The 12,372-nt window shown below is 67.9% G+C and carries 7 protein-coding genes and 1 pseudogene; all 8 read left to right on the plus strand.

The window, feature by feature from the left end:
• Positions 1 to 17: 17 nt before the first annotated feature.
• The gene (locus tag OG804_RS28550) at positions 18 to 1,718 is read left to right on the plus strand and encodes an AAA family ATPase (RefSeq protein WP_328391728.1); all 1,701 of its coding nucleotides are present in this window, start codon (positions 18 to 20) and stop codon (positions 1,716 to 1,718) included.
• A complete protein-coding gene (eccD, locus tag OG804_RS28555; protein WP_328391729.1) occupies positions 1,715 to 3,253 on the plus strand; it encodes a type VII secretion integral membrane protein EccD in 1,539 nt (512 codons plus the stop codon). Before OG804_RS28550 ends, eccD begins: the two co-directional genes overlap by 4 nt.
• A complete protein-coding gene (mycP, locus tag OG804_RS28560; protein ID WP_328391730.1) occupies positions 3,253 to 4,611 on the plus strand; it encodes a type VII secretion-associated serine protease mycosin in 1,359 nt (452 codons plus the stop codon). The genes eccD and mycP overlap by 1 nt, the downstream gene beginning before the upstream one ends.
• Complete coding sequence (eccE, locus tag OG804_RS28565) at positions 4,608 to 6,335, plus strand: type VII secretion protein EccE (protein ID WP_328391731.1); 1,728 nt, start codon at positions 4,608 to 4,610, stop codon at positions 6,333 to 6,335. Before mycP ends, eccE begins: the two co-directional genes overlap by 4 nt.
• A gap of 23 nt (positions 6,336 to 6,358) precedes the next feature.
• Entirely contained in the window at positions 6,359 to 6,706 is a 348-nt protein-coding gene (locus tag OG804_RS28570) for a helix-turn-helix domain-containing protein (protein ID WP_328391732.1), read from the plus strand.
• 108 nt (positions 6,707 to 6,814) lie between these two features.
• Positions 6,815 to 7,933, plus strand: a complete 1,119-nt coding sequence (locus tag OG804_RS28575) for a discoidin domain-containing protein (RefSeq protein ID WP_328391733.1) — start codon at positions 6,815 to 6,817, stop codon at positions 7,931 to 7,933.
• A gap of 117 nt (positions 7,934 to 8,050) precedes the next feature.
• Positions 8,051 to 8,851 (plus strand): hypothetical protein, encoded by an 801-nt coding sequence (locus OG804_RS28580; protein WP_328391734.1) that lies wholly within the window; start codon positions 8,051 to 8,053, stop codon positions 8,849 to 8,851.
• A gap of 264 nt (positions 8,852 to 9,115) precedes the next feature.
• A pseudogene (locus OG804_RS28585) lies at positions 9,116 to 12,364 on the plus strand (NAD-glutamate dehydrogenase); the annotation flags it as partial.
• Positions 12,365 to 12,372 lie beyond the last annotated feature (8 nt).

A 12,372-nucleotide genomic window follows, 5' to 3' on the forward strand; every position in this document is an offset into this window, starting at 1 on the left:
GATGAGAGGACGGTGAGATGAACCGGGCATCGATAACCAACGGCGACGCCTCGGCGGCGCTCGCCAAAGGCGGCTACGACGCCTATTTCGCACAGCTCGACGATCGTCCTGGAGGCAGCGAGGTGGCCTCGCCCCCGCCCGATACATCTGGTGCCCAGCCCGGCGAGGTGACGCCGCCGACGGCCGCTACGGTGTCGTCCGGCCCCACGGCCACACCGGAACCGCCTCCCGATCAGGTGCGTCCGGTAGCCGCGCCGGATCCGGCTCCGCCTTCCGCCACCGGTCCCTCGTCCATCAGCAGTACGCCGTCGGCGGTCTCCGCGCCGCCCCCACAATCCTTCACCGAGCTGCGGGCGCCCGGCGCGCCCGTGGACGAAGACCTGGCCGATCTGCGGCAGCGCGCGGCGACCGCGCACCAGCAGGCAGCCGAACAGGAGCGGCAGGCCATAGCGCGCAGACAGCAGCAGAATCCGCAGGGGCAGCCCGCGTCGTCGCCCGTCGGCGCGCCGGCGCCGGCGGAACCGGCCGCTGCCGGAACCGAGGGATGGGCAGCGCCTCCGGAGAGTGCGGCCGCCCCACCGGCGGAATCGGGCCCGGCCGCCGGCTACTCGGCGGCTCCCGGTTACGCCGGGCCCGCCCAGTACTCCGGCTATGGGTCCACCTCGCCGGCTCAACCCGCCGCCGATGCCTCGCGTGTCCCTGACCGGATCCACCGTCCGGCCTACGGATCGGCCGGACGCATCGAGGTGCTGCCGCCCGCGCTGGCTTCGGCGGAGCTGCTCGCCGAGATCGCCGCCGTACGACAAGCGCATCTGCGCTCGTCCAAAGGGATGCGCGGGGCGCTCAACAAGGTCGGGTTCAACCTGGGCCTCTCACCGATCGAGCAGGCCGCCGAGAACCGGCGCACCAGGATCCGCCGCCAGCTCACCGCCCCCTACCAGATCGCGGTGGTGAGTGTGAAGGGCGGCGTCGGCCGCACCACGACCGCCGCCGGTCTCGGCTCGACCTTCGCGAAGCTGCGCCCGGACCGCGTCGTCGCCATCGACGCCAACCCTGATTTCGGTGACCTGTCGAGCCGTACCAGTCGGCACCAGTTCGGTCTCACCCTGCGCGACCTCGCCCAGGCCGGGGGCCGGCTGGATTCGTTCTCGTCGGTCCACTCCTACACCGCGGTCAATACCTCGGATCTCGCGGTGGTGGCCTCCCCGTGGAGCACCGACGCGTCCGAGGCGCTGTCGGGAAGCGAATACCAGGCCGGTGTGGAGACGCTGCGCCGCCACTACAACCTGCTGGTCGTCGACTGCGGTACGGGAGTGCTGGATTCGTCGACCGATACAGTGCTGCGCACCAGCGACGCGGTAGTCGTCGTGACCCCCGCAACGGTCGGCGGTGTCACCGGCGCGGTCGCGACACTCAACTGGCTCAGCTCCCACGGGTTCGACCATCTGATCGCCACCTCCGTGGTCGCGATCGTGCGGCAGCATCCGGCCAAGCCGACCGTGGACATCGAGGCCATCGAGAAGCTGTTCGCCTCTGCACAGCGCCCCACCATTCAGGTACCGTTCGATCCGCATCTCGCCGAAGGCGGCGAGATCGATCTGCGGATGCTGGAGAAAGAGACTGTGCTGGCCTTCGAGGAAATGGCGGCCGGACTGGCCGACGACTTTCCCGGCTATGTCGCCGAGCCGTCGGGCGGCGACCACGGGGGAATGCGGTGACCGCTGTGCAGACGGCGCCGCAGCCCCCGGCCGGGGGCGCGGCGCCGGCCGAGGTCGCGCGTGCCCGGATCGCGGTAATGGTCGCCACGTACCAGGTGGACGTCGTGGTGCCGACCAAGTTCACCGTGGAAACTTTCATCGACGATCTGGTAGCGGTCCTGGCGAACGCGATCGGCGACGAGGAAGTGGATTTCACCCCGCCGCTCGGCCAGTGGAGCCTGGCCCGCCCCGGCGAGCCGCCGATTCCACGCTGGCGCAGCCTGGGCGACCACGACATCGTCGACGGCACCGTGCTGATGCTGGCTCCGGTGGAGTCGGCCGAGGTCTTCACCCCGGTGGTCGAGGACATCACCGACGCGCTGGCGCTCATCAACGAACGTGAATTCGCCGAATTCGACCCCGATACCGCCGCGGTCGTGGGCCTGGGTGTTTTCGGGATCGGCGCGGTGGGGATCGCCGCGATGCTCTCCTGGGCGTGGACCCAGTCGGGTTCGCTGCTGTGGTGCGGTCTGCCCGCGCTGCTGCTCGGCGTCCTGTGCTGGGTGGCCGCGGTTTCGCTGCGGGGCCGCGGCGCGGCTCGCCGCCTCACGCTGGGCGCCGCGCTGGCCGCGATTCCGCTGCTGTTCGCCGGGAGCGCCATGCTGGTGCCGCCCGCCTACGGCGAACCGGGCCCGTTCGCACCCGCCAATATCGTGGCGGGTGCGGTGGTCTGCGCTGTCGCCGCCATGGCGATGATGCGATTGACGGGTTCTGGTATCGCCACCCTGATGAGTGTCGCGGTGCTGGGAATCACCGTCACCGTGGTGGTGCTGCCGCTGGCCTATTTCGATCTGGTGACCCGGCAGGTCGCCGGCGGCGCGGTGTTCGTCGGACTGATCCTGCTCACCGTGGCCCCCCGGATAGCCGTGGTGATCGCCCGTATCCGGCCGCCGGACCTGCCCGATCCGGGCAACGAGGTGAACCCGGCCACCCTGACCGATATCTTCGACGCCGAGACCCACCGCGATGTGGAACAGGATGCCGAGATCGCCGCCGCCGCGGAGGAGACGCGGAACGCGCACGAGGCGGGCATCGAAAGCCGGGCGCGACTGGCGGTCACCAGCCTGCGCGGTCTCGTGGTGGCCGTCTCCGCGCTGCTGTCGGTGTCGACGGTGATCTGCGCGGCAGTGAGCCCGAGCGGAATTCGCGAGATCGTGATGGGCGCGGCGGTGGCCGGGATCCTGGCCATGCGCTCACGCTGGTATCCGGACCGGGTCCAGGCCATCGCACTGGTCATCGGCGCGGTGATCACCGTGCTCGGGATCGCGGCGGTGGAGGTGACCGCCTACGGGAGTTCCTTCTCCCGACTCACGGTGGTGGTAGTGGTCGCGGTGATCGCCGCGGCTGCGGTGACCGCGGCGCTGCGACTGCCCGGCAAACGGCTGACCCCGGTAACCCGGCGGATCACCGACCTGATCGAGTACGCCCTCATTCTCGTCGTCCCGGTGATCGCGTTCTGGATCATGGGGATCTACACGGCCATGCGAGGGATCTGATGGGTCTGGGCAGGGCCGCTGCCGTCGTGCTGGCCGTGTTGGTGCTGGCCACCGGCGCCGGGTCGGCCGCCGCGATCGTTCCGCCGGAGGTGGTGGTCGGGGTGGCGCCACCGGACGGTCCGCCGGGACCGGAGACGCCCACGAAACAGGAAAGCGGCTGTCTGTCGTCGGGTGTGCTGAAGGATACCGACGTCTCGCGGACGCCTCCGTCGGAGATCGCGTTGAACCTGTCCGACGCCCGGACGCTCAGCCGCGGCGTCGGTGTCACCGTCGCCGTGATCGATACCGGTGTGTCGCCGCATCCGCGGCTGCCGAATCTGTCCGGCGGCGGGGACTATGTCGCCGCGGGCGGAGACGGTCTCCAGGACTGCGACGCGCACGGCACTCTCATCGCCGGGATCATCGGCGGCGCGGCCGATCCCGCCGACGGTTTCGCCGGGGTGGCGCCGGACGCGCGGATAATCTCCATTCGTTACCGGTCCTCGGCGTTCCGCGTCGAACGCAGTTCCGGCGAGCAACGGGAACGGCTGTCGCTGGAAGTGCGGACCCTGGCGCGCGCCATCACACACGCCGCGAATCTGGGCGCCGGCATCATCGTGGTGCCGTTGCCGGTGTGCCTGCCGGTGGAATCGGGTGTGGACCTCGGTGTGGTGGCCGAGGCGGTCGGTTACGCCGTGCATACGCGAGGCTCGTTGATCGTCGCCGGCGCGGGGAATACCGACAGCCCCGGCTGCGGCGCCCAGAATCCGGACTTCGATCCGGGCCGGCCGTCCGACCCGCGGAACTGGAAATACGTGCAGACCGCCTCGGTGCCCGGTGTTTTCGGTGATTCGGTGCTGACCACCGGGTTCACGACCGCGTACGGCGGGGTCACCGATCAATCGCTGATGGGCCCCTGGGTGAGCGTGGCGGCGCCGGGCACCGGTATCGAATCGCTCGGCCCGGACACCACCGGGTTGATCAACGGCGTGGGGGCGCCGAACAAACTCGTTCCGGTGGGCGGCGCGTCGTTCGCCGCCGCCTATACCGCCGGGGTGGCGGCTCTGGTGCGCTCCCGGTACCCGAACGAGACACCCGCGCAGATCACGGCGCGGCTGACCGCGAGCGCGCACGCCCCCGCGCGCGGTATCGACAACACGGTCGGTGCGGGACTCATCGATCCGCTCGAGGCGCTGAGCTACCGAACCCCGCCCGAGCCCCCGGAAGGCCTGTTCCAGGCGGCGGGGCTCGAGTTGCCGGAACCGCCACGGCCGCCGGACGGCAAACCCGGTCTCACCGCGGCGATCGTGATAGTCGCGGCGGTGCTGGTCGGCGCGGGCGTGACCTATGGCGTGAACGCGCGCCGGAGGCAGCGGTGACGATAACGGCGGAACGGGCGGTGCGCGCGCCGGACCGCCGGGTCGCCGGGGTGGAGCGCGGCCCGTTCGCGGTGATGGCGATCGGAGGCAGTGTGGTGATGGCCGGATTGTCCGCGTATCTACCGTTATGGGGCGCGGCCCTGATCGTCGCAGGTCTACTACTGGCAGTGGTGGTGCGGATCGGGGGCCGCACGCCGGTGCGGTGGTTCCTGGACTGGTTCGATTTCCGGACCGGAAGGTCCGGACGCGCTGTCCTGCTCAACGAGCAGATCCCGATCCGCGATATCGACGTTCCGGCGGGTATCTGCGGTATCGCGCAGGAAGGCGATGTGCTGGTCGCCATGATCCAGCTCGCCCCGAATCTGGACCTGCCCACGGTGATCGCCGAACAGACCATCTACACCGAGGACACCGTCTCGGTCGAGAGTCTGCTGCCGATGCTCGACCAGTACGGCATCGGTGTCGATATCGATATCGTCACCACCGGCCAGCGGGTCAGGTCGGCCGGCAGCTACAGCATGCTCTACGACCAGTTGATCGGGTCGCATCCGGTCGTCGGCAACCGGCTGACCTGGTTGGTGCTGCGACTGGACCAGGAACGCAACCTGAAGGTGCTGGCCCGGCGCGGACCGTGCGCGGTGGTCGGGCCGCGGACGCTGGCCACCGCGGCGCACCGGATCGCCGGTCGCCTGCGCGAGCGCGGTGTGGCCGCGCATCCGCTGCCGGGCGCTGCCCTGCTGGACGCCACCCGGTTGCTGCACGCGGGCGCCGAACTCAGTGATCTGACCGAGCGGTGGGATCGTCTGAAGACCTCGGTGCCCGGCCGTTTCGTCACGAGTTTCGGCATCGACTGGTCACAGCTCGACGATGCGGGGCTCGACGACTGCTGGACTTGGAACAGCGGCCGCACGACGATGGTGGTCAGTCTGTCCGGCGCCGACGGTCCCCGGGCGCTGGTGCGTTATATCGGTCCGGCGATGACCGAGGCGCTGCCGGACTATCTGCGTCGGCTGCCCGGGCGTCAGTCGCTGGCGCTGCGGGCCAGCCTGCCCACCGGGATCTCCCTGCGGGCGCTGACGCGCGATGAGCGAACCGTGGACGAAGCACCTGCCGAGCTGAGCGCCGGGCTATCGGTCGCGATCGGCCCCAACGGGCAGATCCTGGGCGCGATCAGCGGGCAGACCCGCCATCAGCTCGCGCTGCCCCTCTTCGATCCCGCCCCCTACAATCCGCGTCGGCGGACCGTGGATGTGCACGCGATGCTGCCTGTTGCTCAGCAGCTGGTGCTGCGCGCCACTGTCGTCGGCGCGGATATCGAGGTGCACACCAATCGTCCGCAGCGCTGGCAGCATCTGGTCAGCGCGGTCGGTGACGCCCAGTCGTTGCGGTTGGCGAACACCGACGATCCGGAACCGGGGGCCCGGGCGACCATCACGGTTTTCGACCAGCTGCCCCCGCAGGCGTCGTCGGCGCCGACGACGGTGTCCATCAGCGATCCGGGCAGTCCGCGCCGCGGTTCGGTGGATCTGGCGATCGAGCAGGTCGGCGATTCACAGCTGGATGTGCGGATTCCGATGCGCACCGTGCGGGTGAACCTGGTCGAACCGCGCGGCGAGACGCGCTATCTCGACCACAGCGAACGCCCCCCGACGGTGTCCCCGCCGCCGGGTAATTCCGAGCGCACCGTTCCGGTGACACGACCACATGGATATCCCACCCGTTGACTAGGGCAGAACAGGTAATCTCGATGACCGTGGTAGCGGATCCCGAACCGGACAGTGGAAGATTCGACAACCCGGACAGCGCGCAGGAGCAGACACCGCGGCAGGCCGCCGCGTCGATATTCTCCAGCCGGCTCTCGGAGCTCATCGCCGAATCGGTGGTGTCCACCGAGGACGGCTCGACTAGAGGTCTGACGTTGTATTCGCTGGCCCAGCACCTGGAGCTCGCGTATCCCGATGTTCCGGTGTCGCAGTCGGGTCTGTATCGGCTCATTCACGGTGATGCCATTCCGCGGCTGGATCTGATCATCGCGCTGGCGCGGGTGTTCGATGTGCCGCCGGAGTACTTCGTGACGGCCGAGAAGACGCGCTGATCCCGACCGTCGACGGGCCCGGGCTACCGGCCCGGGGCGCTGGGCGACACTCCCACTGGTGGGAATGATGGAGCGGTCGGACTGCCGGTAACCGATACCATTTCGGCTATGCCCGATGCGGATTCCGGAGACGTATTTCTCCGCAATCGAGGTGCGATTCTGGATGCCCTGCTGGCAGATCCGGCTTTCGGGCTCAACACGGAGTCTTCCGGCACAGCCCTCGCGCCCGAGCCCGAACCGGCCTCCGGTCCGGGCGGGCCGGAGGCCGCGTTCGACGAATCGTTACTCTCCGCGGCCCCCTATGAACGCGACCTCTCGGCCGACGTGCCGGAGCCGGTCGGAGTGGGTTCGGTCGCGGGCGGGCCGGATTCCGTTCCCGCGGTGTCGCGGCCGCGTCGTTCCACCGCCGGACCTTCGGCGAGTGAACGGATCAATGCTCTGCTCAGCGGGCAGGCGCCCGATACCCAGTCCTCGTCGTACGCCAATGAGAACGCCGAACGCGTCGCCGATCGACTGAACTCCACCGCCGCTCCCGAGGCCGAGCCGCCGCCCGCGACCGCGCCCGACCCGAACCGTGCCGAGCGGCAGTCGCCACAGGAGATCGCCCGCGAGGTAGCCGACCAGCTGCGCAAACCGCGCGTCGCGCTGGCCGTCGCCGCCGTGGTCGCGTTGCTGATCGTGGTCCTGCTGGTGGTGACCGGCGGCAAGGACGATTCGGAAACCCAACCGCTGGCGATCACGCCGGCTCCGACTCAACCGGCGCCGCAGACCACCGAACAGGCCGCCAGCGGCACCATCCAACCTGAATCGGCCGAGGCGAAATGTCCCGCCGGGGGGACCGACGGCATGGACGCGTTCTCCGGGGAACCGGATAAAGCCTGGTCCTGTCCGCGCGCCTACAAAATCGACGGCCAGGTACTGCGAATCGACCTGGGCAAGGAGTACAAGATCGATTCGATCGCGATCGTGCCGGGCTGGGACCATGTGGGCACCGACGGCGCCGATCAATGGATGAAATACCGTACGGTGAACCGCGTCTCGTACCAGTTGAACGATGACGACAAGACCACCTACACCCAGGAGACGTTGGACCAGCGGTCCATGGTGGTCACTCAGATCGACCCGCCGATCAAGGCGTCGGAGATCGTGCTGACGGTACTGAAATCCAGCGGTGACAACTCCAACAACAGTGTGGCCATCTCTTCCATCGTGATAACCGGGCAGTGAGGCCTGCATGAAGCTCGGGGTGCGCGGATGACGGTGCGGTGCCAGTACTGCGGACACTCGGCGGCCCCGGGAGCCGCGGCATGCGCGAATTGTGGTGGACCGCTGCCGCATACCGCGATGCCGCCCTCGGGTGCGTCGGTGGCGCCCGGACATCCGCACGGCGGCCCCGGTTCGCACGGCGGGCTGAGCGCGCATGTGGCCGAGATCAGCGGTGTGGCCGGCGCGCTGGGCGTCCGGCCGGGTTCGCACGAGCAACATCTGTACGGTGCGGCCGGCCCGGCGCATCCGGCTGCTGGTGACCAAGGGCAGGTCGATCATCAGCACCGGCACGGGGGAATCCTCGGTTCCCTGCGTTCCCGGTGGGTCGGCGAAGCGGAAGCCGTCGTCCAGAAGCATCATCCGAAATGGCAGTGGCGCGCGGCCAGCGGTGTCGCGGTCGCGGTACTGCTGGTCTTGGCTTTCCTGATGGTCAAATCGTGTGCGTTGACGGCCCCGCAACTGACCGGACCGGCCGGGCTCGCCGGGCCGGGGGGACCGGTCGCGGCCGGCGACCCCGTCTCCGCGTTGCCGGGTCCATTGCAGTCCGCTTCCTGCCGCCCGCACGCCGAGACCGACGGTGTGCGCAGCTGTGTGCTCGACGTCGGCAGTCCGCTGCTGATGGGTGATATCACCGATGGTCGCCCGCTGGCGTTCCAGGTGCAGACCGCGCCGTCCGGTGTGCTGGCCCAGGCTGTCGCGCAGTGGCGTTCGGCGGGGAGCAGTGTGGTGGCCGACGGGGATGTGTTCGCCGCGATCAGTGCCTCCTCCGCGGTCTGGTTCGCCGATACGCGATCAGGTCTGCGAATCGATACCGGGGCGTTCGCCGACAGTGCGGGAGCCCGCACCTTCTTGGTGCGATCCGGGCTGTTGCAGCCGTAACGCCGAGCCCCCCGAAGCCGATTCTCCCGCGAACACGTCGACCCTGCGCTTTCTTCCCGAGGGTCACCGCCCGGTGATTGGTTACACATACGTAACGTACCGCTATACAACGGCACATTAAACGCGTAGAGTGCCCTGGTAGAGAAAAATCGAAACCGAAGCGGAAAGGCGCGGATTACGGTGACGACATTGCAGGACACAGTTTCGCCGATGCGATTCCGGATTGATCCGGACGAACTGGGGTCGGCGCGTTTCCGTACCGCGCTGTACCGCACAGCGGATGCCCCGCCGGGGGAGTGGCGATTCACGCTCTACGCCGCCGGCGAGGGCGTTTCGCTGAGCCGGGTGCTGCCGGTGTTGCACAGCCTCGGTGTGGAGGTCGTGGACGAGCGGCCCTACCAGCTCGATTCCGAAAACGAGCAATCCGACTGGATCTATGATTTCCGGTTACGGGTGGTGTCAGCGGTTTTACGCACTCAGTTGGACCCCGAGTTAGAGGCCGATCTAGCTCAGCCCGAGAGTCCCGGTGCTCAGGGAATCGCACAGAGATTCACGGCGGCGTTCGAAGCCATGTGGTTCGGGCATGCCGACGTCGATACACTCAACGAATTGATTCTGCGGGCCGGTCTGCACTGGCGGCAGGTCGTGGTGTTGCGGGCGTACGCGAAATATCTGAAGCAGGCCGGATTCTCCTACGGCGCCGCGGGAACAACCCGTGTGCTGCTGGCCAATCCGGATATGTCGCGTGGATTCGTGCGGCTGTTCGAGGCGTACTTCGATCCCGATGGCAGCGCCGATTCGGCCGCGGGAATCGCTGAATGGCTGGAAGCCGAAATCGATGCCGTGGTCAGCCTGGACACCGACCGGGTGCTGCGCGCGGTGCTCAACATGGTCACCGCGACCCTGCGCACGAATTACTTCCGTCGCGATGCCGAGGGCGAACCGTCCGCGCACCTTTCGCTGAAATTCGATCCGCAGTCGATCACATTGCTGCCGCAGCCGCGGCCGAAGTACGAGATCTTCGTGTATTCGCCGCGGGTGGAGGGTGTTCATCTGCGGTTCGGTGCGGTGGCGCGGGGTGGTTTGCGCTGGTCGGATCGGTTGGAGGATTTCCGGACCGAGATTCTGGGTCTGGTGAAGGCGCAGGCGGTGAAGAATGCGGTGATCGTGCCGGTGGGTGCGAAGGGTGGTTTCGTGGTGAAGCGCCCGCCGGCCGCCACCGGCGACGCCGCCGCCGACCGTCAGGCCCTGTTCAACGAGGGCGTGGCGTGCTATCGGACCTTCATCTCCGGCCTGCTCGATCTGACCGATAACGTCGAGCACGGCACCGGCACCGTCTTGCCGCCGGACCGGGTGGTGCGGCGTGACGGTGATGACACGTATCTGGTGGTGGCGGCGGATAAGGGTACGGCGACTTTTTCCGATATCGCGAATGATGTTGCGGGTCGGTATGGGTTCTGGTTGGGGGATGCGTTCGCGTCGGGTGGTTCGGCGGGTTATGACCACAAGGCGATGGGGATTACTGCGCGGGGGGCGTGGGAGAGTGTGAAGCGGCATTTCGCGGAGATGGGTGTGGATACTCAGTCGCAGGATTTTTCTGTGGTGGGTGTGGGGGATATGAGTGGGGATGTTTTCGGTAACGGGATGTTGTTGTCGGAGCATATTCGTTTGGTGGCGGCGTTCGATCATCGTCATATTTTCTTGGATCCGGATCCGGATGCGGGGTCGTCGTTCGGTGAGCGTGAGCGGTTGTTCGGTTTGGCTCGGTCGAGTTGGGCGGATTATGATCGTTCGTTGATCAGTGCTGGCGGCGGAGTGTTCGACCGCACCGCCAAGGCCATTCCGGTGAGCCCGGAAGTCCGTGCGGCACTGAAACTTCCGCAATCCATCACCCGGCTTTCCCCGCCGGAGATGATCCGCGCGATCCTCGAGGCCCCGGTCGATCTGCTGTGGAACGGCGGTATCGGCACCTATATCAAGGCGAGTTCGGAAACGAACGCCGATGTGGGCGACAAATCCAACGACGCGGTTCGAGTGAATGCGGACCGGTTGCGGGTGAAGGTGATCGGCGAGGGCGGTAATCTCGGTGCCACCGCTTTGGGCCGGATCGAATTCAGCCGTAACGGTGGGAAGATGAACACCGACGCGCTGGACAATTCGGCCGGGGTGGACTGCTCCGATCACGAGGTGAACATCAAAGTTCTGCTCGACGGTGTGGTGTCGGCGGGGGAGCTCGAGCTCGCCGATCGCAATCCACTGCTCGCCGAAATGACCGACGAGGTCGCCGAACTGGTTCTGCGTGACAATATTTCGCAGAATTTCCGGATCGGTCTGTCCCGCGCCGGCGCAGGCCGGCGCGGACCGGTGCACCGGCGGCTGCTCACCGAACTGGAAACCCGGCGTGGGGTGGATCGCACGTTGGAGGCGCTGCCCACGGACGCGGAGATGGAGCGGCGGATCTCCATCGGCGCCGGCCTCACCTCCCCGGAGTTGGCGACGCTCATCGCCCACGTGAAGCTCGCGCTCAAGGCCGATCTGCTCGCCGGAGACCTGCCCGACAGCCCCACGTTCGCCGCGGTACTGCCGGACTACTTTCCGACTCCGCTGCGGGAGCGCTTCGCCGGCGCCATCACCCGGCATCCGCTGCGCCGCGAGATCGTGGCCACCGTGGTGATCAACGAGATGGTCGATTTCGGCGGCGCGAATTTCGCTTTCCGGTTGTCCGAGGAGATCGGCGCCACCACCGATGACGCGGTGCGCGCTTTCACCGCCGCGGTGGACATCTTCGGTCTGCGTGAGCTCTGGCAGCGCATCCGGACGACGGATATGCCCACCTCGGTGCGTGACCAGCTCGAGATGGAGAGCAACCGCATGCTGGAACGCGCCGCGCGGTGGCTGCTGCTGAACCGGCCACAGCCGATCGCCATCGGCGCGGACATCACCCGTTATCGCGACGGTGTGCGCGCCTTGGCCGACCGGGTTCCCGGCTGGCTGCCGAAGCCGCTCGCCGAACGTGTCGCGGCGCATGCGACGGAGGCGACCGAACACGGTGCACCGGCCGATCTGGCCGCCGAGGTCTACCGGCTGATCCACCTGTTCCCGCTGCTGGATGTGCTGGATATCGCCGATATCGCCGAGCGTGACTCGCGTGAGATCGCCGAACTCTATTTCGCGCTCAACGCGCATCTGGAGATCACCCGGCTGATCAGCGCAGTCGGAGATCTCGACCACGACCAGCGCTGGCCCGGCCTGGCCCGGCTGGCGCTGCGTGACGATCTCTACGAATCGCTGCGGTTGCTGACGCTGGACATCGCCACGGCCACCGATCCGGAGGATCCGGTGACGGAGAAGCTGGACTACTGGGAGCAGACGAATCGCTCACGGCTCACCCGGGCCCGCGCCGCGCTGACCGAGATCTTCGGCGTCGCCCGGCACGATCTGGCGACCCTGTCGGTCGCGGCCCGTCAGGTCCGCAGTCTGGCGGGTAGCGCGGAGTCCGGAATCGTCGCCTGATCAGCGCG

Origin of the sequence: Nocardia sp. NBC_00416 (genome assembly GCF_036032445.1) — a bacterium.
GTDB lineage: Bacteria > Actinomycetota > Actinomycetes > Mycobacteriales > Mycobacteriaceae > Nocardia.